At 40.5% G+C, this 21,039-nt stretch carries 26 protein-coding genes and 1 tRNA gene; 17 read left to right on the top strand and 10 right to left on the bottom strand.

Annotated features, from left to right (window positions below):
* The coding region (locus PAN07_RS12610; RefSeq protein WP_269797705.1) for an AI-2E family transporter at positions 1-272 on the top strand (272 nt) is incomplete at its 5' end.
* Between the two features lie 500 nt (positions 273-772).
* On the opposite strand, the gene PAN07_RS12615 is transcribed toward PAN07_RS12610, so the two are convergent.
* The 4 genes from PAN07_RS12615 to PAN07_RS12630 form a co-directional block, all read right to left on the bottom strand.
* Positions 773-1,288: a DUF308 domain-containing protein gene (locus PAN07_RS12615; RefSeq protein ID WP_006150850.1), complete on the bottom strand. Its 516-nt coding sequence runs from the start codon at positions 1,286-1,288 to the stop codon at positions 773-775.
* Between the two features lie 223 nt (positions 1,289-1,511).
* Entirely contained in the window at positions 1,512-1,928 is a 417-nt protein-coding gene (locus tag PAN07_RS12620; RefSeq protein WP_257365013.1) for a helix-turn-helix transcriptional regulator, read from the bottom strand.
* Between the two features lie 95 nt (positions 1,929-2,023).
* Positions 2,024-2,096: transfer RNA gene (locus tag PAN07_RS12625), tRNA-Lys, on the bottom strand.
* A 262-nt stretch (positions 2,097-2,358) separates the two neighbouring features.
* Positions 2,359-3,630, bottom strand: a complete 1,272-nt coding sequence (locus PAN07_RS12630) for a replication-associated recombination protein A (RefSeq protein ID WP_269798059.1) — start codon at positions 3,628-3,630, stop codon at positions 2,359-2,361.
* Between the two features lie 115 nt (positions 3,631-3,745).
* Here PAN07_RS12630 and PAN07_RS12635 point away from each other — a divergent pair, with 115 nt between their 5' ends.
* The 8 genes from PAN07_RS12635 to PAN07_RS12670 all read left to right on the top strand — a co-directional run bounded on the left by PAN07_RS12635 (position 3,746) and on the right by PAN07_RS12670 (position 11,015).
* A complete protein-coding gene (locus tag PAN07_RS12635; protein ID WP_269798009.1) occupies positions 3,746-4,216 on the top strand; it encodes a DUF3013 family protein in 471 nt (156 codons plus the stop codon).
* Between the two features lie 18 nt (positions 4,217-4,234).
* On the top strand, positions 4,235-5,314 hold the full coding sequence (locus PAN07_RS12640; protein ID WP_269798010.1) for a site-2 protease family protein: 1,080 nt from the start codon (positions 4,235-4,237) through the stop codon (positions 5,312-5,314).
* A 23-nt stretch (positions 5,315-5,337) separates the two neighbouring features.
* Entirely contained in the window at positions 5,338-5,871 is a 534-nt protein-coding gene (locus PAN07_RS12645; RefSeq protein WP_346658462.1) for a hypothetical protein, read from the top strand.
* 49 nt (positions 5,872-5,920) lie between these two features.
* A complete protein-coding gene (locus PAN07_RS12650; RefSeq protein WP_269798012.1) occupies positions 5,921-6,355 on the top strand; it encodes an NUDIX hydrolase in 435 nt (144 codons plus the stop codon).
* 136 nt (positions 6,356-6,491) lie between these two features.
* The gene (gene prmA, locus PAN07_RS12655; protein ID WP_269798060.1) at positions 6,492-7,442 is read left to right on the top strand and encodes a 50S ribosomal protein L11 methyltransferase; all 951 of its coding nucleotides are present in this window, start codon (positions 6,492-6,494) and stop codon (positions 7,440-7,442) included.
* 1 nt (position 7,443) lies between these two features.
* Positions 7,444-8,187: a 16S rRNA (uracil(1498)-N(3))-methyltransferase gene (locus tag PAN07_RS12660; protein ID WP_269798013.1), complete on the top strand. Its 744-nt coding sequence runs from the start codon at positions 7,444-7,446 to the stop codon at positions 8,185-8,187.
* 10 nt (positions 8,188-8,197) lie between these two features.
* Entirely contained in the window at positions 8,198-9,994 is a 1,797-nt protein-coding gene (gene pepF, locus PAN07_RS12665; protein ID WP_269798014.1) for an oligoendopeptidase F, read from the top strand.
* A gap of 352 nt (positions 9,995-10,346) precedes the next feature.
* On the top strand, positions 10,347-11,015 hold the full coding sequence (locus PAN07_RS12670; RefSeq protein WP_269798015.1) for an aquaporin: 669 nt from the start codon (positions 10,347-10,349) through the stop codon (positions 11,013-11,015).
* 97 nt (positions 11,016-11,112) lie between these two features.
* On the opposite strand, the gene trxA is transcribed toward PAN07_RS12670, so the two are convergent.
* The 3 genes from trxA to PAN07_RS12685 form a co-directional block, all read right to left on the bottom strand.
* Complete coding sequence (trxA, locus tag PAN07_RS12675; protein WP_125827523.1) at positions 11,113-11,427, bottom strand: thioredoxin; 315 nt, start codon at positions 11,425-11,427, stop codon at positions 11,113-11,115.
* 14 nt (positions 11,428-11,441) lie between these two features.
* Positions 11,442-11,663 carry a DUF4649 family protein gene (locus PAN07_RS12680; protein WP_004250771.1) on the bottom strand — a complete coding sequence of 74 codons (222 nt, stop codon included), beginning with the start codon at positions 11,661-11,663 and terminating at the stop codon, positions 11,442-11,444.
* 96 nt (positions 11,664-11,759) lie between these two features.
* Positions 11,760-12,140 (bottom strand): MarR family transcriptional regulator, encoded by a 381-nt coding sequence (locus PAN07_RS12685; protein ID WP_006149405.1) that lies wholly within the window; start codon positions 12,138-12,140, stop codon positions 11,760-11,762.
* 180 nt (positions 12,141-12,320) lie between these two features.
* Between PAN07_RS12685 and PAN07_RS12690 the strand changes: the two genes are divergently transcribed.
* Complete coding sequence (locus tag PAN07_RS12690) at positions 12,321-12,695, top strand: CidA/LrgA family protein (protein WP_269798016.1); 375 nt, start codon at positions 12,321-12,323, stop codon at positions 12,693-12,695.
* On the top strand, positions 12,692-13,387 hold the full coding sequence (locus tag PAN07_RS12695) for an LrgB family protein (RefSeq protein ID WP_269798017.1): 696 nt from the start codon (positions 12,692-12,694) through the stop codon (positions 13,385-13,387). The genes PAN07_RS12690 and PAN07_RS12695 overlap by 4 nt, the downstream gene beginning before the upstream one ends.
* Before the next feature lie 68 nt (positions 13,388-13,455).
* Here the strand turns inward: PAN07_RS12695 and PAN07_RS12700 are convergent, their stop codons facing one another.
* Genes PAN07_RS12700 through PAN07_RS12710 form a run of 3 tightly spaced genes read right to left on the bottom strand, consistent with a single transcriptional unit; the run spans position 13,456 to position 15,267 of the window.
* Positions 13,456-14,187: a hypothetical protein gene (locus PAN07_RS12700; protein ID WP_269798018.1), complete on the bottom strand. Its 732-nt coding sequence runs from the start codon at positions 14,185-14,187 to the stop codon at positions 13,456-13,458.
* 15 nt (positions 14,188-14,202) lie between these two features.
* On the bottom strand, positions 14,203-14,898 hold the full coding sequence (locus PAN07_RS12705) for an ABC transporter ATP-binding protein (protein ID WP_269798019.1): 696 nt from the start codon (positions 14,896-14,898) through the stop codon (positions 14,203-14,205).
* 3 nt (positions 14,899-14,901) lie between these two features.
* Complete coding sequence (locus tag PAN07_RS12710) at positions 14,902-15,267, bottom strand: GntR family transcriptional regulator (protein ID WP_269798020.1); 366 nt, start codon at positions 15,265-15,267, stop codon at positions 14,902-14,904.
* 139 nt (positions 15,268-15,406) lie between these two features.
* Between PAN07_RS12710 and nrdR the strand changes: the two genes are divergently transcribed.
* The 6 genes from nrdR (at position 15,407) to PAN07_RS12740 (ending at position 21,008) form a co-directional block, all read left to right on the top strand.
* Positions 15,407-15,880, top strand: coding sequence for a transcriptional regulator NrdR (nrdR, locus tag PAN07_RS12715; RefSeq protein WP_004250782.1), 474 nt, complete (start codon positions 15,407-15,409; stop codon positions 15,878-15,880).
* Positions 15,881-17,050 carry a DNA helicase gene (locus tag PAN07_RS12720; RefSeq protein WP_269798021.1) on the top strand — a complete coding sequence of 390 codons (1,170 nt, stop codon included), beginning with the start codon at positions 15,881-15,883 and terminating at the stop codon, positions 17,048-17,050.
* On the top strand, positions 17,051-17,947 hold the full coding sequence (gene dnaI, locus PAN07_RS12725; protein WP_269798022.1) for a primosomal protein DnaI: 897 nt from the start codon (positions 17,051-17,053) through the stop codon (positions 17,945-17,947).
* A complete protein-coding gene (locus PAN07_RS12730) occupies positions 17,944-18,657 on the top strand; it encodes an NADPH-dependent oxidoreductase (protein WP_269798023.1) in 714 nt (237 codons plus the stop codon). Before dnaI ends, PAN07_RS12730 begins: the two co-directional genes overlap by 4 nt.
* Before the next feature lie 13 nt (positions 18,658-18,670).
* Entirely contained in the window at positions 18,671-19,981 is a 1,311-nt protein-coding gene (der, locus tag PAN07_RS12735; protein ID WP_269798024.1) for a ribosome biogenesis GTPase Der, read from the top strand.
* 193 nt (positions 19,982-20,174) lie between these two features.
* Positions 20,175-21,008, top strand: coding sequence for a TPM domain-containing protein (locus PAN07_RS12740; RefSeq protein ID WP_269798025.1), 834 nt, complete (start codon positions 20,175-20,177; stop codon positions 21,006-21,008).
* Positions 21,009-21,039: the final 31 nt, after the last annotated feature.

Consider the following 21,039-nt stretch of genomic DNA (forward strand, 5'->3'; position numbering starts at 1 on the left):
TGGGAGCGATTTTTATCTTCACAGTGAGTCCTACTCAAGCCTTACTTTCTCTTCTTCTATATCAAGTTATACAGCTGATTGAAGGAAACCTTATTTATCCAAAAGTTGTAGGTCAGTCTATTGGTTTACCAGCCCTTTTCACGCTTGCGGCTGCTAGTATCGGAGGGAATCTTTTCGGACTACTTGGAATGATATTCTTTACCCCCGTATTTGCTGTTATCTATCGATTGGTTAAAGAATTTGTCGTTGCAAAGGAAAATCAGGTAGATTAAGAAAAACTAAATTTAATAAGATATACTGAGAAGAGAGTGAGAGATTCTCTTCTCTTTTATTTTTAAATACTTTTCTACAAAAAGCTATTGGACGTCAAAAAAGTCTTGGTTTCAAGGCTTATTCCTGTTGATTTAGATGCCCCCTACATGGATTTGTAAGAACTTTTCATATTGAAAATAAACAAAAATGTTGAAATATAGCTGATTTTAGGGAAATACTTTTAGGTGTTTTCAATGTCAGGATTTAAAAATGGGGCAAAAGTGGGGCAAAAACGAATGACTCACATTTGGTTTGAAAACCTATAATACCTAATGATTATGCCATACTAGATATATAGTGTTGTTATAAATAAATGTCAGTGCGAGATCAAATTGGAGAATAAAATGGAAAAACAAATTTCTACGCAGAATGGAATGCGAAAAAGTGATAATTAAAGAGACAAAAAAGCTGAGAATATGATTTCCCAGCTTTTTTGAATGCGATAGAAATAGCAACTAGACTATTTACGAAAGGCCTCAATAATGTAGGTGAAGCCAGTAACTAAAACTGAAAAGGCAATGACATAAACGACAAAGACACCTGTAGCCACTGGATTGAACAGAATCACTAGACCTAGTAAAAATTCAAGTAAGGCTACCCACGTGATATTGCTACCAATAATAGGGAAAATCAATCTTAGACGATTGCCTTTAAAGAAAGCAATAATGGCTTCTACAATTAACCAAATTCCTACAATGGTCGGAATGACGACCGGCAGGGTCACAAAGCCATAAGCAACGAGGTAAAGAGCTAAGAGAAGACTAACAAATCCTTGGAAAAGATAAACAGGTGAGCGAAGCTCTTTTGGTGCAGAGAAATAGCCTAAAATAGCTGCTATAGAAGAAACCAGTAAACCAAATGAAATCCACCAGCTGTAAGCAACAAGATTAGCTACTGGGTTTGTAAATAGGAAAAGTCCTAAAAGGACAAAAACAACTCCTGCAAGGAATAGCAGTAAACGATTAGAAAATTTCATTTCAATACCCCCTATATAGTATAGTATAGTTTGTTAATAAAACTATTGTACTTATTTTTATAGAAAATGTCAATAAAATAAATAAACAATTTGGAAGTTTCAGTCTGACTTACAAAAAGAAAAGGAGTTTTCACTCCTTTTCACAGATTTAAGACAAAGTCCTTATAAAAGTGTCTTCTAAAGATTTTAACTTCAATCTGAAGCGAGGTTATCCTCGCTTTTTCTATTTATCAAACAATTCCTTATTTTCAATCAAGAGTTCTAGTGGAGATTTTTCTCTTGCTACAATAAAACCAGGTTCATATTGAGTATGAAATGTTCTTTTCTGAGAAGTTGGATCAATATACAACTCATCTCCATCTTCTGTGTATAGTTGGTTGCCTTTTGTTAGATAAAGTAAATCCTCTAAGTGCTGTCCATAAGTATGTAGGAAATGTTCGATGTATTTGACAGCTTTTAAGATCTCACTTACTTTGTCAGAGTATTCATTCGATTCAAGAACACTCTTTTCTAACTCAATCTCTTTACTAGTTCCAAATAGTTGGGTTGGAGTTGCATTAAAATATTCTGCTATCTTATCCAAATTTGCAAAGGTAGGATAGCTTTTTTGTTTTTCGTAATCAGAGATGTTTGGAAAGATTGCTCATAAAAAAATGTGGGGCAAATGATGGGGCAAATCAGTTATAGACAAGCAAAAAAGCCTTATAAATCAAGGCTTTTTCCTGTTGATTTAGATGCCCCCTACAGGGCTCGAACCTGTGACCCATAGATTAAGAGTCTACTGCTCTACCAACTGAGCTAAGGAGGCAAATAAAAAGCTGTATTGGTGCCGAAACTTCACGGTTTGTATTGAACCCGCGCAATTAAGCAGGTGGGCAACTCGCTCTAACTGAAGCTGTTTCCGTGTGAGACGGCCTACATGCTGTTAGAAGACTTTTGTTTCCCTAATAATACAAAAAATAGTCGGTCAACACTTAAATGTGAAGTCGTACACCACAGCGTTTCTATGATTATATGATACCACTTTTTCAAAAAAAATCAAGGGAAAATTAAAAATTTTGAAAAGGATTTCATAAGTTTCGTAATTTATCAATGGTTTCCTTGCGTTGAGCCAGGGCACGTTCGTATTTTCCACTATCTTCTGGTGAGAAGTAGCTATGGTTGCGAATTTTTTCTGGCAAGTACTCTTGTTTGACCCAGTGACCTGGGTAGTTATGTGGATAGAGATAATTTTGGGCGTTACCTAGTTCCTTGCTACCGCTATAATGTCCATCTCGCAAGTGACGTGGAATCGGTAGATGCCCCGATGTTTTAAGGTCAGCCAAGGCCTTATCTATAGCCACGTAGGCTGAGTTAGACTTAGGTGAAAGTGCCAGATCAATGACGACATTGGCAATGAGAATACGAGCCTCTGGGAAACCGATTCTTTGCGCAGCATCCAAAGCAGTTACGGTATGAATCTGAGCTTCTGGATTAGCTAAGCCAATATCTTCATAGGCAATCACAGTCAAACGACGAGCTAGGCTAGGAAGATCACCAGCTTCTATCAAGCGAGCAGCATAGTGGAGACTAGCATCGACATCGGATCCACGGATGGATTTCTGTAGGGCAGAGAGAACATCATAGTGTCCATCTCCATCCTTGTCCATAGTGATGTAGCTTCTCTGGAGGCTATTTTCCATGATATCGAGTGTAATATGGCGGATACCTTCATCATTTGCCGGAGTCGAAAGAACTGCTAAGTCCAGCGAGTTAAAGGCAGAACGGAGATCTCCATTGGTAGATGTTGCGATAAAATCAAGGGCATCATCATCTAACTCAACAGGGAAATCAAAACCTCGTTCAGGGTCAGTTATGGCTATTTGAATGGCTTCTTTGACATCTTGGTTAGACAAGGGTTCCAACTCAAAAATCTGAACACGACTGCGGATGGCTGGAGTGACAGAAAAGAAAGGATTTTCAGTCGTAGCCCCAATCATAATAACTAGTCCACTTTCCAAGAGAGGCAGGAGAAAGTCTTGTTTAGTCTTGTCAAGACGATGAATCTCGTCTAGTAGCAGTACAAGGCCACCTGAGAATTTAGCTTCCTCAGCGATTTCTTGGAGGTGTTTTTTACTATCAACTGTCGCATTGAAGGTCCGAAAAGCATACTTGGTCGTTCCAGCGATGGCTGAAGCGATACTGGTTTTTCCGATGCCTGGAGGTCCGTAGAGGATCATAGAGGATAGGCGATTGGCTTCCACCATACGGCGGATAATCTTGCCAGGTCCAACTAGATGCTCCTGACCGATGACCTGGTCGATGGTTTTGGGGCGCATACGAAGCGCGAGATTGTCTGGCATAGTAGTCCTTTCTAACATGGATTTTCTGATACGAATGTGGTAAGATGGTAGTATCTATTTTAGCATATTTCCGAGTATTCGGGGCGATTGAAGAGTCGTATAGAAAGAGGACAACATGGCAACATACGGATTTTTAGATGTTTTACAAGAAGAGTTGGACAAGAACTTTCCTTTTGACTATGAGATTAGCTGGGACAAACGCAATCATGCAGTTGAAGTGAGTTTTCTGCTAGAGGCGCAAAATCCTGCAGGAGTGGAGATGCTAGATGAGGATGGAGAGGTGTCATCAGACGATATCCTCTTTGAAGAAGCGGTGCTTTTTTATAACCCTGCCAAGTCAACAGTTAATGCAGAAGAGTATCTCACAGTCATCCCTTATCTGCCGAAGAAAGGTTTTTCTCGTGAATTTTTAGCTTATTTTGCACTATTCCTCAAAGATACTGCAGAGGTTGGACTAGATGCCCTCATGGACTTTTTGGAAGACCCAGAAGCAGAAGAATTCGTCATGGAATGGAACCAAGAAGTCTTTGAAGAAGGGAAAGTCGGTCTAGAAGAGAGCACTTTTTATCCTTATCCGAGATATTAGGAGTTGGTTGGAGATTTTATGAAGAAAATTGGGACGTATTTGGTTTATGTGCTAGCTTTTGTCTTTATTATGCTAGCTTTTGCTTGTGGAACTATCGCATTTGCAGAGTTGGGGTATTCAGCAGTTTTAGCCTTTACTTTTGGTTATTCCTTCGCTCTTTTAAGCATGTATTTAATCTTTATTCTTCATGAGTTGGGTCATGCTTTTTGCGGCTACTTGACAGGCTATCGGCTGGTGGCTTTTGGATTAGGACATTTTCTTTTGACCAAAAAGTCAGACAGATTTCATCTTAGTCGAACAGCAGTTATAAAAAATGTTGGTGCTCAGTATATTGGATTGAAAGAAGATGAAAGCGATCAAAGAATCATCCTGATGCTTTCAGGAGGCTTGCTAGTTCATATCAGCTTGATGTTATTGGCGATATTGTTTGGATTTTTGACAAGAAGTTGGTATTTTGCTGGTACTTGGATTTTTTTGAATTTGTCTTTCTTCCTAAACAATGCTTTGCCAGTCGGCATCACCGATGGAGCGAAAATTTGGGAATTGAGACAACACCCTGAAAATACCAAATACGCCTACTTGGTATTGAGACATTCTGCTCAAACTTTGCTGGCTCCTCAAGAATATAATTTAAAAGACTTTATCATGCCTGTCGCTGAGGATGCGAGAGGGAGTTTTGCAGAAAGTGTTCAGACTCTTCAGGGATTGGTATTCATATTGGATGATAATATAGAGCTTGCAAAGCAACAGTTGCAGTCTGTGCTAGAGAAAACAGATAATCCAATGTCTAAAACTATTTCTCAATTATACCTTCTTCAAATTGCTCTGATAGAAGGAGATAATGAGAAAGCGGAAGAATATGCAAGTATTCGGGGGGTCAAATCCTTTTTATCTCTAAAAACAGCAGATATGCAGGTCATTCAAGCTTGGTATCAATTTAAGGTAAAGAAAGATGTAGTTCAAACTCACAAGGCTATGAAGATTGCTAGACAGAAAATGAATAGCAGCCGAATGCTGCGGGATGAGAAAGCCTACTACCAGCAGTGGTTAGATGAGTTGGAACAAGCTATACAGGAAGAAGAGACTCAGGTTAGCTGAGAAATAGAAAAGGGAGCTGTATGATGCTTCAGAAATTTAAGAGGTTATTTAGTAAAAAATCCCAAGAACGTGAGTCGATTTTTCCCCGAAATCGCTTTGCGGATCTAGATTTCGAGCGAGTATTGAAGTTTGGAACTCGTCGCCTCGTTAATGAGGAGGGACGCTATGCAGAGGATGGTAAAATCACAGAACTTGAATTTCCTGAAGATTTTGCGGAATTTGAATTTCTAGTTGGTTTTAAGATGGAGGAAGAAGAGCAGTTTCAACAACTATTAGCTCGTTTAAATAGTATTGACAATGCCATTCAGTCTTATTTGGAAAGTGAGATGCAACAACCCATCCCTCAGTATGCCAAGGATCTCGGCTATACTCAGAAGAGATGGGAAAGGACATTTTACTTCCATCCTTGGATATTAAATGGTGAGGAAAATCCGCCTAATCTTCGATATGTTGCAGATTATGTAAATGATGAGTTTACGGTTTATTTTGCTAAAAAACATGGTAGATGGCAGGCGTACTGGGATGCAGAGTGCCAAAAAGTAATCGAAGAAAGCTAGCTCGTATTTTCCTAGAGAGTAATTGTTATCATAGAAAAGAGTAAATATCATGGAATTATTAGATAGCAGAATGGATTTCCAAGGTTGCAAGATTGCCTTGATTTGTGGGGATAAGGTCTTGACTATCTTACGTGATGACAAGGACGATATCCCTTGTCCCAATATGTGGGAGTTGCCAGGTGGTGGCCGTGAAGGGGATGAAAGTCCCTTTGAATGCGCAGCGCGTGAAGTTCATGAAGAACTGGGAATTCATTTAAATGAAGATTGTTTGCTTTGGGGAAAAATTTATCCTAGCGTAATCTTTGAAGGCAAGCAATCGGTCTTTATGGTTGGTCAGCTAAGACAAGAACAATTTGACAATATTACCTTTGGAGATGAAGGGCAGGGCTATAAACTGATTCCTATTGAGGAGTTTTTGAAGTCTAAACAGGCAGTGCCTCAGCTACAGGGGAGATTGAGGGATTATTTAAAAGAAAGTGAATAGAAAGGATGGTTCGGTTAAATTTCTAAACTGAACCCGCCCTAAACACTGTGCCAAAAAGATAAACTTCTCATAGACACAAGCGTCTTCAGAGAATTTCCTATTTGGCTTTGTGCATGACGGGCTTGGTATCTTAATGATGGAAACATGGCAAGAGTTAAAAGTAACAGTGAAGCGTGAGGGAGAGGAGCTGGTCTCTAATCTCTTGATTGAACTAGGCGCCCAGGGCGTTGCAATTGAAGACAGCATGGACTATGTGGGAAATGTGGACCGCTTCGGTGAGATTTTCCCAGAGGTCGAGCAACAAGAAGAAATTGTGGTGACCGCCTACTATCCTGATACGGTTGATGTAGCGGCAGTGGAGACTGATTTGCAGGCTCGTCTGGCAGAATTGACCGACTTTATGGATCTGGGTGAGGTTAAGATTGGCACGACAGCCTTGGCTGAGGAAGACTGGGCAGATAATTGGAAGAAATACTATGAACCAGCTCGTATCACCCATGACTTGACTATCGTTCCGTCATGGACAGACTATGAGGCGACTGCTGGCGAGAAGATTATCAAGCTGGATCCAGGTATGGCATTTGGAACAGGAACCCACCCGACGACTAAGATGAGTCTCTTTGCCTTGGAGCAGGTTCTTCGCGGTGGCGAAACAGTGCTAGATGTAGGGACAGGTTCAGGCGTCCTCTCCATTGCTAGCTCGCTACTTGGTGCCAAGGAAATCTTCGCCTATGACTTGGATGACGTAGCGGTTCGTGTCGCTCAGGAAAATATTGAGCTCAATCCTGGTATGGAAAACATCCATATAGCCCCAGGAGATTTGCTTAAAGGCGTGGAAATCGAGGCAGACGTCATCGTGGCTAATATCTTGGCGGATATCCTTATTCACCTGACGGATGATGCTTATCGTTTGGTCAAGGACGAAGGCTATCTCATCATGAGCGGGATTATCAAGGACAAGTGGGGCATGGTGCGTGAGTCGGCTGAGTCAGCTGGATTTTTCCTTGAAACCCACATGATCCAAGGAGAGTGGAATGCCTGTGTCTTCAAAAAAACCAAGGATATATCTGGTGTGATTGGAGGCTAGCATGCAACAGTATTTTGTAAAAGGTTTGGCTAGCTCACCTGTCACCATCGAGGACAAGGAAACCAGCAAGCACATGTTTCAGGTCATGCGTTTGAAAGAAGACGATGAAGTGACATTGGTCTTTGATGATGGCATTAAGCGTTTGGCGCGTGTGGTAAATGTAGAGGCCCGTCAGTTGGAGCTGATTGAGGAATTAGCAGACAATGTGGAACTGCCAGTCCAAGTGACCATCGCATCAGGCTTTCCCAAAGGAGATAAGCTGGAGTTTATCACTCAAAAAGTAACTGAATTAGGTGCTAGCCAGATATGGGCCTTCCCTGCAGACTGGTCAGTCGCCAAATGGGATGGCAAAAAATTGGGTAAAAAGGCCGAAAAACTAGAAAAAATCGCCCTTGGAGCGGCAGAACAAAGCAAGCGGAATCTTGTCCCAAGCATTACCCTTTTTGAGAAAAAGGCAGACTTTATAGCCAAACTTGACCAGTTTGACCGCATCGTAGTGGCCTATGAAGAGTCGGCCAAAGAAGGCGAATCAGCAGCGCTCATACAAGCAGTATCGGGTCTTGAAAAAGGAGCTAAACTGCTCTTTATCTTTGGTCCAGAAGGAGGTCTGTCACCTGCAGAAATCGAATCTTTTGTAGCTAAAGGAGCGATTCTCGCAGGACTTGGGCCTCGCATCCTACGAGCTGAAACAGCACCACTTTATGCCTTATCAGCCATCAGTGTTTTGCTAGAATTAAAGAAATAAGAGGAAGAAGATGGAACAAAAACACCGTTCAGAATTTCCCGAAAAGGAACTTTGGGACTTGACAGCCTTATATCAAGACCGTGAGGACTTCTTGCGTGCGATTGAAAAGGCGCGTGAAGACATCAATCAATTTAGCCGTGACTACAAGGGTAATCTTCACACTTTTGAAGATTTTGAAAAGGCCTTTGCAGAATTGGAACAAATCTATATTCAGATGAGTCATATCGGGAATTACTCCTTTATGCCTCAGACGACGGACTATAGTAACGAGGATTTTGCCAATATCGCCCAAGCTGGGATGGACTTTGAGACAGATGCAAGTGTTGCCTTAACTTTCTTTGACGACGCCTTGGTGGCTGCAGATGAGGAAGTTTTGGACCGTTTGGGTGACTTGCCACATTTGACTGCAGCCATTCGTCAAGCAAAAATAAAAAAAGCTCACTATCTTGGGCCTGATGTGGAGAAGGCCTTGACCAATCTGGGTGAAGTTTTCTATAGTCCGCAGGATATCTATACTAAAATGCGAGCTGGGGACTTTGAAATGGCTGACTTTGAAGCCCATGGAAAAACCTACAAAAATAGCTTTGTAACCTATGAGAATTTCTACCAAAACCACGAGGACGCGGAAGTCCGTGAAAAATCCTTCCGTTCTTTCTCAGAAGGACTACGTAAGCACCAAAATACAGCTGCGGCAGCTTACCTTGCTCAGGTCAAGTCTGAAAAATTGTTGGCAGATATGAAAGGTTATGACTCAGTATTTGACTATCTTTTAGCTGAGCAAGAAGTGGACCGTGCTATGTTTGACCGCCAGATTGACCTTATCATGAAGGACTTTGCGCCAGTCGCTCAGAGATATCTCAAGCATGTTGCTAAGGTTAATGGTCTTGAAAAGATGACCTTTGCTGATTGGAAATTGGATTTGGACAGCGCTCTGAATCCAGAGGTTAGCATTGAGGATGCCTATGATTTGGTCATGAAGTCAGTAGAACCTTTGGGACAAGAATATTGTCAAGAAGTTGCTCGCTATCAAGAAGAACGCTGGGTGGACTTTGCTGCCAATAGTGGTAAGGATTCAGGTGGGTATGCAGCTGATCCCTACCGTGTGCATCCATATGTCCTCATGAGCTGGACAGGTCGTTTGAGCGATGTTTATACCTTGATTCATGAAATCGGGCATTCTGGTCAATTTATCTTTTCGGATAACCATCAGAGTTACTTCAACGCCCACATGTCGACCTACTATGTCGAAGCGCCATCAACCTTCAATGAATTACTTTTAAGTGATTATTTGGAACACCAGTCTGACGACCCTCGTCAAAAACGCTTTGCCCTTGCTCACCGTTTGACAGACACCTACTTCCATAACTTTATAACCCACCTCTTGGAAGCAGCCTTCCAGCGCAAGGTTTATACATTGATTGAAGAAGGAGAAACCTTCGGAGCAAGCAAACTTAACAGCATTATGAAGGAAGTCTTGACAGAATTCTGGGGTGATGCTATTGAGATTGATGATGATGCAGCCTTAACATGGATGCGTCAAGCTCACTACTACATGGGCTTGTATAGTTATACCTATTCAGCGGGTCTGGTTATCTCAACAGCGGGTTACTTGCATCTGAAAAATTCTGAAACTGGAGCTGAAGATTGGCTCAAACTCCTCAAATCAGGAGGTAGCAAGACACCGCTTGAGTCAGCAATGATCATCGGAGCAGATATCTCAACAGATAAACCACTTCGTGATACGATTCAGTTCTTGTCTGATACGGTTGATCAGATTATAGCTTACAGTGCAGAGTTGGGCGAGTAGGACAATGGCAAGTGATGAGGTTCTATGATGTTATTGATAGGATTATTGGAAGTTGTTATTTTTGCTTTATTTGTAGTAATTGTTAAAAAAAGTATTGAAGGTCGTAATTGCAAAGAGGAGCTTATAGCTGAGTCGGTATTGCTATTCATCTTCTTCATATTATATTTGATTGTATTTAATTAAAAATTCTAGGTTTAAAGAATATAAAGTCATCTGAGAATTTATTTTTAATGTAAAAATCCTCTCTAAAGGGGTGACTGATTCTCCGAGTATATTTTCCAAGCGTTTTTCTTGAAACCCTTTCCTTCTTCTGATAGACTAATAGATAGTTTGAAAAAAAAGGAGACTTAACATGAAAAAATTTGTTGCTGAATTAATCGGTACATTTATGCTTGTGTTCATCGGAACAGGAGCTGTTGTTTTTGGAAATGGTGTTGAAGGTCTTGGACACCTTGGAATTGCTTTTGCCTTTGGTTTGGCAATCGTAGTCGCAGCTTTCTCAATCGGAACTGTTTCAGGTGCTCACTTGAACCCAGCTGTTTCTATCGCTATGTTTGTTAACAAACGTTTGTCATCTTCAGAACTTGTAAACTACATCCTTGGTCAAGTAGTTGGTGCTTTCTTAGCATCTGTTTCTGTATTCTTCCTCTTGGCAAATTCAGGTATGTCAACTGCAAGTCTTGGTGAAAATGCCTTGGCAAACGGTGTAACTGTATTTGGTGGTTTCTTGTTTGAAGTCATCGCAACATTCTTGTTTGTTTTGGTGATCATGACTGTAACATCAGCAAGCAAAGGGAATGGCGCTATTGCTGGTTTGGTGATTGGTTTGTCATTGATGGCTATGATTCTTGTTGGATTGAACATCACTGGACTTTCAGTAAACCCAGCTCGTAGCTTGGCTCCTGCTGTATTGGTAGGTGGCGCAGCTCTTCAACAAGTTTGGATTTTCATTCTTGCACCAATCGTTGGTGGAGTTCTTGCAGCTCTTGTTGCTAAAAACTTCCTTGGAACTGAAGAATAATTCAACTATATCGTAAAAAATCCTACTCTCCATCTTGGAGGGTAGTTTTTTATATATAAAAAACACTCCCATAACCAAATGTGGGAGTGTTTTGTGATTAACTCAATTCAGCAACGATGGCTTTGATTTGTTCTGCGGTGTGGACACCTGCCACTTGTTTAACAACTTGTCCATCTTTCTTGAAGAGAAGAGTAGGGATAGACATGATACCAAATGCACGAGCTGTGTTTGGATTTTCGTCAACGTCCATTTTAACGATCTTCAAGACATCTTCTGAAAGTTCTTCAGACAATTTTTCCAAGATTGGACCTTGCATACGACATGGACCACACCAAGTAGCCCAGAAGTCTACCAAGACCAATCCGTCTTTAGTTTCTTGTTCGAATGTTGCATCTGTAATTGCTTTTGCCATAGTATTTCTCCTTTTTAATTATATTGGCTTAAATCTTGTTTCATGAGATAGAAGAAAACATCTCCATAAGTCCCATGGTAGTCCAAATCATGTCCCTTGTAGGTTACTTTTTGGACAGGGTAGTAGTCTGCGACACCAATCAGGCAGGCATGTTGAGAACGTTCAAATTCTTCGTATGACTCGAAGGTCATGGTTCTCTCTTGCTTGCTGGCATCAAGATAAGTGATTTCAATCATAGGATTCTCCTTTGCTAAATCATATCTTCATTTTACTCCTTGGAAAAAGGAATGTCAAGAAAATTGATTGCGCACGCAAGTTTTTTTGTAAAAATTTTAGGAAAGCCAACTTGCTTTTGTTTCAAGGCTTTCTTCTACAGCTTTTTGTAGATAGGCAAGAGTTGTCTGACCCTCCTTAGTGAGGCAGATAAAACTAGCTCGCTTATCCTGGTCACAACATCTCCGACTAAGTAGAGCACAGTTTTTGGCTTCTAGGCGTGCCACCATTCGTGATACAGCACTTGGACTCAGATGGAGTTTGTCAGGCAGGTCAATCTGTCTCAAAGATTTTTCTTGAGCCTGATTTAAAAAGTGCAAGAGATAGAATTCTTTGAGCGTTAGGCTTTGGTCACTCTGCTCAGCAATCGTTTGCTCTAAAAGAGCTTCTAGCTCTACTTGTCGTCGGTTGAAGTCAAACCATTTTTCTAAGTATGTCATATCAATCTCCTTTCTATATAGTAGTTATAAACAGATTTGCCTATCTGAGATGCTTGCGCACGCAATTAGTATACAACTTTTTAGATGAGATAGCAAGAAGGAAGTTTCGTGTGTATTTCCTTGAAATTTTCTGAAAAAAGAGTAAACTGGTATGCAGAAAGTCTATTTTTGGAGTATTCGATGAAGTTATATGTTCAGTTAATGATTCTCTTTGTCATTTCACTGATTGGTGAGAGAATCTCTAGCTTTTTCCATTTGCCTATTCCTGGAAGCATTATCGGTTTGATTATTTTATTTTTAGCCTTGCAGTTCAAGTGGTTGCGGGTACGTCATGTCAACATGGTTGGGAATTTTCTCCTAGCTAATATGACTATTCTATTTTTGCCTCCCGCAGTTGGGATTATGGAGAAATTTGATGTGATTGTTCCCTATTTATTGCCCATTGTCTTGATTGTCTTTTTTGCAGCAGTTATCAATATTATCTTGATTGCGCTTGTAGTTCAGTTTATCAAAAAGCGTTATGAAGGTGATTACGAAGAAAGAGGTGCCAAATGAGCGAATTTGTATCCAATCCACTTTTTGGGATAGCCTTATCCATTTTGGCTTATCTTGGAGGCATGATTATCTTTAGACGGTACCCTCATCCTCTGACCACTCCCTTGCTGCTAGCAACTATATTTATCATTGTTTTTCTAAAACTGACTGGTATTTCTTATGTTGCCTATTATCAAGGTGGGGTCTACCTCAATAACTTGATTGTTCCTTCAACAGTAGCTTTAGGAATTCCTCTTTATAAGAGTTTTCACCTCATGAAACACCATGTTAGAAGTATTCTACTCAGTAGTTTCCTTGCTGTTGTTGTAAATACAGTTTTTACAGCTTTAGTTGCAAAATTTTTCGGTATGGATTTCTTCTTGGCGATTTCGCTTTTCCCAAAGTCTGTAACGACGGCCATGGCAGTTGGAATTACGGATAAGCTACAAGGGATAGCGACGATCACCTTGGTAGTTGTGGTAGCAACTGGCATTTTGACCAGCGTTATTGGACCAACACTTTTAAAATGGCTCAAGATTGACGACCCAGTAGCTGTTGGTCTTGCTCTTGGAGGAACTGGTCACGCAGTTGGAACTGGAACAGCTTTTCGCTATGGAGCTGTTGCGGGGGCTATGGGTGGCCTGGCTATCGGTGTCACCGGTATTCTCTATGTATTTGTAAGTCCCATCGTAGCAGGTTTGATATTGAGTTAAAAGTAAGAATTTTATATTTCTTTGTGTAAAAAGAAGCCCCTAGCTTTATTTGCTAGGGGCTTCATTCATTATTGTAAGTTTACTTTGTTCTTTAAGATATAGTAGGTTCCAAGATAGAAGACAAGGCTAAGGATTAAATCCTTGATAATTTCAAAGGATATCATCCAATTGTAGTCAAAATCGATGCGAAGGTTGAGATTGATAAAACCAAGTACAGTCTGGATAACGATGTAGGCTACAACTGCAAGAGCTGTACGGTATTCATTAAAGAGTTGACCGATAGAGATAGATAAGTAGATGCAGAGAATTCCTGCCACTGTACTAAAGATGTATGAAATGAGAGATAATCCGATACTATCTAAATAATTGCCAAAAAAGTATCTGATAACATAGACATCAATAATTTGTGGATCTACTGTCACTAAAAAGATATAAATACTTAGTATGAAAACTACTGTACTAAGCAAAGACCAGAGGAAGGCTCCTAAGAGTTTTGCTAGGATGATTTGGTGTTCAGATACAGGTAGGGTTAAAGTTAAGTATCCTTGACGCTCATAAACACTACCCTTGAAGCGACGGATAATCAATATCAAGGTTGAAATACTCATGGTAATGATTAGTCCTCCAAAAATAAAGGCCTGAAATACTAGCATGATTGATTCTTGATCTTGAGATGGTAGAATTTTGATGGCACTAGCCTGTAATCCAATGATAACAGAAAGTGCCAAGACAGCACCATAAAGGGCTAAATACCATTTGTTAACATTTTTAAATTCATAACGAACTAAATTCCAAAACATAATAATCTCCTTTATCTAAGCTTTGAATTCATGACGGAAGAGCTGGTCGATTGACTCACCTGACTCATAACGAATATCATCTACATTTCCTTGACGAACGACTTTTCCCTCCTTGAGGAAGATAATTTCGTCTAAGATAGGCTCGATATCTGAAATCAAGTGAGTTGAAATCAAGACAGTCGAAGTTGGGGAATAGTTGTTGATGATAGTGTTCAAGATGTAGTCACGCGCTGCGGGATCGACACCACCAATTGGTTCATCAAGGATATACAAACGAGCATCACGACTCATGACCAGAATCAACTGAACCTTTTCTTTGTTCCCTTTTGAGAGTTTTTTGAAACGACTATTTTCATCGATGCCAAGGTCACGAAGAAGACCTTGAGCGCGTTCTAGATTGAAGTCTTTGTAGAAAGTCTTGAAATAGGTAAGAGCTTCTTTGACCTTCATTTGCTCGTTGAGATAGGTCGTATCAGGTAAATAAGAAACAATTGCTTTAGTTGCTGGGCTTGGCTCCATGCCATTGATCAGAATACGCCCTTGTTCAGGTTGAAGTAAACCGTTGATGAGTTTAATCAAGGTTGTCTTACCAGAGCCGTTAGGCCCAAGCAAACCAACGATTTTTCCAGCTGGGATTTCAAGGGAAACATTTGCAAGAGCAGGACTTGCTCCATAGGATTTTGATACATTTTCAAAACTTAACAAGTTCATAGTTTAAACTCCTTCAATATAATCTCTTAAAACAGTCGGTAGTTCTTCTTTTTTATAGCCAAATTCTACCATGCCTGTTACAAACTGTTGCAACTGTTCTTCAGAAAGTTGCTTTCGGGATTGGAGAATTAAGTCCAAATCCTCCGTGACAAAGCGGCCGGAAGTTCGTTTGGAATAAACGAAGCCTTCTCTCTCCAGTTCTGATAGAGCACGCTGGATAGTGTTAGGATTGACTCCTGCTTCGCTAGCTAGTTCTCTAACAGTCGGGAGTTGTTGGTTGGGTTCAAGTTTATGGGAAACAATTTGTAATTTAATTTTCTCCATAATCTGTATATAGATGGGTTTGTTGTTATCAAATGTCCAAGACATCGCGGTCTCCTTTCTACCTCCTCTTGTGTTAATTCAATAATACAACAAAACAAAAAACTTGTCAAGCCAAAAGGAAAATTATTTTGGGAATTATTCAAAAAATGGTATAATGAGAAGAAAACGACAAGGAGGGGAAGGCATGCGTTGTCCAAAATGTGGCGCTACAAAATCAAGTGTAATTGACAGTCGTCAAGCTGAAGAAGGAAATACTATCAGAAGAAGACGTGAGTGCGAAGAGTGTCAACATCGTTTCACAACCTATGAACGAGTTGAAGAGAGAACACTGGTAGTTGTCAAAAAAGATGGAACTCGAGAACAATTCTCAAGAGATAAAATCTTTAATGGAATTATTCGTTCAGCTCAAAAACGACCCGTTTCTAGTGATGAAATTGGTATGGTAGTCAATCGTATCGAGCAAAAACTCCTCAGTCGAAATGATAATGAAATTCAAAGTGAAGATATCGGTTCTCTCGTTATGGAAGAGTTGGCTGAACTAGACGAAATCACCTACGTTCGTTTCGCCAGTGTCTATCGTAGCTTTAAAGACGTGAGTGAACTAGAAAATCTTCTCAAACAAATTACGCAATCTTCAAAGAAGAAAAAGGAAAAATAAATGAAGCCTAATGATCGTTTTTCTTTTCTAAAGAATAATCGGGTGTCGCAAGATCCCACAACTTTGGTGCAGTGCTACCTCCCGATTATCGGTCAGGATGCGCTGAGTCTTTACCTTTATATTCTTGCTTTTTGGGATGATGGACAAAAAGAACATCTTTTTGCTGCTATCCTCAACCACCTCAATTTTGGGATGGATAGACTCTTAAAAGCTTTTAAAATCTTAGCAGCTTTCAACTTGGTCACCCTCTATCAAAATGGAGATGGCTATAAGCTCGCTATTCATCAAACACTTTCTCAATCTGACTTCTTGCGTCATACAGTTTATCGGACTTTGTTGGAGAAAAGGATTGGCGATATGGCAGTATCTAATTTACGTCAAGAGACTGCAGACGGAGAAGCTTTGACGGTTCCTTTGAGTCGGGCTTTTCCAGAGATAGAAGATTTGGCTAGTCATGAAGACGCACCAGCGAAGAAAGAATTGGTCAATGATTTCGATTTAGACCATTTCCGTCAGCTCATGGCTCGAGATGGTCTCCGTTTCAAAGATGAACAGTCAGATGTTTTAGAGTTGTTTAAAATCGCTGACGAGAAAAAATGGACCTGGTTTGAAACCTATCAGTTAGCTAAAGGAACAGCTGTTTCACAAGTTATTTCTATCAAGCGCATGCGTGAAAAATTAGCGCAAAAGCCTGTTTCGTCGGATTTTAATCCTCAAGAAGCGACCATTATCCGAGAAGCTAAAAGCAAAACTGCCCTAGAATTTTTAGCGGGAATCAAACAAACCCGAAATGCTGGAATTATCCATGCTGAACGCGATTTGCTAAAACAGATGGCAGACCTTGGCTTGCTTGATGAAGTCATCAATGTCGTAATACTTTTGACATTCAACAAGGTTGATTCAGCCAATCTCAATGAAAAATATGCCATGAAAGTGGCCAATGATTACTCTTATAGCAAGATTCGTTCTGCTGAAGAGGCTGTACTTCGAATCAGAGAGAAGAATCAAAAGGGGCACGAACAAAAAGTAGCTAAGACAAATCAGACAAAAACCAATGTTCCTAAGTGGAGCAATCCAGAATATAAGAATGAGACGAGCGAGGAAACTCGTTTGGAATTGGAACGTAAGAAAAAAGAAATGTTAGCTCGATTAGAAAAAGGAGGAGACTAGATGGAAAGTGTAGGAAACGTGCTAAAAGGTCAGCCCAGCCGTTTTCAATATCAGGATTTAGTTCAACAGATCGTGAAGGATCCTGACGTTGCGACTTTTATTCAGAAGGAGTCCCTCAGCCAAGAGGAGTTGAACCGCAGTATCTCTAAGTTTAACCAATACATCACTGAGAGAGATAAATTCCTCCGTGGAGATACCGACTATATTGCGCGTGGCTACAAGCCTATTTTGGTCATGAATCATGGATATGCGGATGTAACTTATGAAGAGACTCCAGAACTAATCGCTGCAGAAAAAGAAGCTGCTATTAAGAACCGCCTAAGATTGATTAACTTACCAGCTAGTCTTAAAAAAGCTAGTTTGGCCCAAGTTGATTTGGATGATTTAGGACGTCTACCAGTCTTTGAAAAACTATTAGGTTTTGTTGAAGAATATCCTAGCATCCGAAAAGGTCTGTATCTTTATGGAGACTTTGGTGTAGGGAAGAGCTTTATGGTTGCTGCCCTAGCACATGACTTATCAGAAAAACGTGGCGTTTCATCAACTTTGCTCCACTATCCGAGCTTTGTTATTGATGTTAAAAATGCTATCGGTGATGGAAACGTTAAGACTTTGGTGGATGAGATTAAGCAATCTGAAGTTTTGATTTTGGATGATATTGGTGCTGAGCAATCAACACCTTGGGTACGTGATGAAATTCTGCAGGTCATTCTTCAGTATCGTATGCAGGAAGATTTGCCAACCTTCTTTACCTCAAATTTCAATTTTGAAGATTTGGAAAAACATTTTTCTAAAGGTAAGAACGGAAATGATGAAACCTGGGAAGCCAGACGTGTCATGGAGCGTATCCGTTATTTAGCTGAAGAAACAAGATTAGAAGGAGAAAACCGTCGATGACAGAAACAATTAAATTAATGCAGGCTCATTCGTCAGTTCGTAGATTTAAGGAGCAAGAGATTCCTCAAGAACACTTGAATGAGATTTTGAAAGCTGCCCAAATGGCTTCAACTTGGAAAAATTTCCAATCTTATTCAGTGATTTTAGTAAGAAGTCAAGAGAAAAAAGATGCTCTTTATGAACTAGTTCCTCAGGAAGCTATTCGTCAATCAGCAGCATTCTTGCTCTTTGTTGGTGATTTAAACCGTGCAGAAAAAGGAGCTCGTCTCCATACCGATACCTTCCAACCTCAAGGTGTGGAAGGTCTCCTCATTACTTCTGTGGATGCTGCTTTGGCTGGACAAAATACCTTGCTTACGGCAGAAAGCCTAGGCTATGGTGGAGTGATTATTGGTTTGGTGCGTTATAAATCTGCTGAGTTAGCAGAATTGTTCAAGCTTCCTGATTATACTTATCCTGTATTTGGTATTGCACTAGGTGTGCCGAATCAAAAACATGATGTGAAACCAAGATTGCCTCTTGACCAGCTTGTTTTTGAAGAAGAGTATCAAGAAGTTTCAGTTGAAGCAATTGAAGCCTATGACCGTGTTCAGGCCGACTATGCGGGTGCGCGTGCGACTACCACTTGGAGTCAACGTCTAGCAGAGCAATTCGGTAATCCAGAACCAAGCTCGACTAGAGAAAATCTTGAACAAAAGAACTTATTGTAGAAAGTGAGAAAACATGGCCTTACCAACTGTTGCCATTGTAGGACGTCCCAATGTTGGGAAATCAACCCTGTTTAACCGTATTGCAGGGGAACGCATCTCAATCGTAGAAGATGTCGAAGGAGTAACACGAGACCGTATCTATGCTACTGGCGAGTGGCTCAACCGTTCTTTCAGTATGATTGATACTGGAGGGATTGACGATGTTGATGCTCCATTTATGGAACAAATTAAGCACCAGGCAGAGATTGCCATGGAAGAGGCAGACGTCATCGTCTTTGTAGTTTCCGGTAAAGAAGGAATCACGGATGCAGACGAATACGTAGCACGTAAACTATATAAAACCCATAAACCTATTATCCTTGCAGTTAACAAGGTTGATAATCCAGAGATGCGAAATGATATCTATGATTTCTACGCTCTTGGCTTGGGCGAACCTCTACCAATCTCGTCTGTACACGGTATTGGGACAGGGGATGTACTGGATGCTATCGTGGAAAATCTCCCACATGAAGTCGAAGAAGAAAATCCGGATGTCATTAAATTCAGCTTAATTGGACGTCCAAATGTCGGAAAATCTAGCTTGATCAATGCCATTTTAGGAGAAGATCGTGTGATTGCTAGTCCCGTAGCTGGTACAACTCGTGACGCTATCGACACGCATTTTACAGATGAAGATGGTCAAGAGTTTACCATGATAGATACGGCAGGTATGCGTAAGTCTGGTAAAGTCTATGAAAACACAGAGAAATACTCAGTCATGCGTGCCATGCGAGCTATTGACCGTTCAGATGTAGTCTTGATGGTCCTCAATGCCGAAGAAGGCATCCGTGAGTATGATAAGCGTATCGCTGGATTTGCCCACGAAGCTGGTAAAGGGATGATTATTGTAGTCAATAAGTGGGATACTCTTGAAAAAGATAACCACACCATGAAAAACTGGGAAGAGGATATTCGCGAGCAGTTCCAATACCTGCCTTACGCTCCGATTATCTTTGTTTCGGCTTTGACCAAGCAACGTCTCCACAAACTACCTCAGATGATCAAGCAAATTAGTGAGAGTCAAAACACTCGTATCCCATCAGCAGTCTTGAATGATGTCATCATGGATGCTATCGCCATCAACCCAACACCGACTGATAAAGGGAAACGCCTCAAGATCTTCTATGCGACTCAAGTGGCGACTAAACCGCCGACCTTTGTGATTTTTGTCAACGAAGAAGAGCTCATGCACTTCTCTTACTTGCGTTTCTTGGAAAATCAAATCCGCAAGGCCTTCGTCTTTGAAGGAACACCGATTCATCTGATCGCAAGAAAACGAAAATAAAATGATAAAAAGAAGAAGGTTCTTGGACCTTCTTTTTTGGAAATGACATCAGGAGACTAGAGCTGAATTTGTCATCAAAATAACATCATTTTCCTAGTCCTTGTCACGGATTTGTAATGGAAACGTACTTTCTTTGTAAAATTTAAAGTGCTATAATTCTCTAAATCAATTTTCCTAATATAGGGAGGTTATTATGAAAGCATACAGATTATTAAAAAATAGTTTGTTCGTACGCTTGCTTGGAATACTGATGGTATTTTTCTTCCTATCCGGATTCACAGTACCTGAAAAACCAGCCTATGGGATTTATGACCCTAATCATTATTTGACAGAGGATGTAGTCACCCAAATTCGTGATTTGAATGAAGCCAACAGTAAAAAGACAGAAAAACTTCAAATAGGCGTCTATATCGTAGACAGTCTGGAAGGAGAAAGCATTGAAACGGTGGCTAATGAAACTGCCAGGGCTTGGAAGGTTGGCTATTCAGGAGATAATTTTGGAAGTCTGATTGTGGTAGCTGTTCAAGACCGTAAATCAAGAATTGAAACCAGCAATAACACTGCCATTAGAATAACGGACTATCAAACCAAGCAGATCTTGGCAGCTAGTCGTACAGATTTTAAAAACGGTGACTATAGTAAGGGGATTCTGGCGATTGCCAAAGGTTTGGACAATCAGTTTTATAGAGGAACGGGAACCTTCTCGTCTGATGAATCCTCTGAAATCAAACGTTATTCTGAAAGTATCAGTGGAAAAAAATCTAATCGAGACAGAAACAGTTCATCAAGTCGCCATCAAAGAAAAGATCCCTTGAAAGATTTCTTTCTGTTTTTGACGGGGATATATTTCATAGGAGTCATTATTGCCATTATCAGAGGTGGTGGGGGTAGCGGCGGTGACTCATCTGGCGGAGGCTGGTGGTATAGTGACTCATCCGATTCAGGATCTTCCTGGTCAAGCTCAGACTCGTCTAGTGGCTGGGACGGTGGTGGCTTCGATGGCGGAGGCTCATCTGATGATTGGTAATTCTTTCCCTTTGTATTAAAAATTTATAGAA

The sequence above is a fragment of the Streptococcus sp. SM5 genome, from assembly GCF_027497975.1.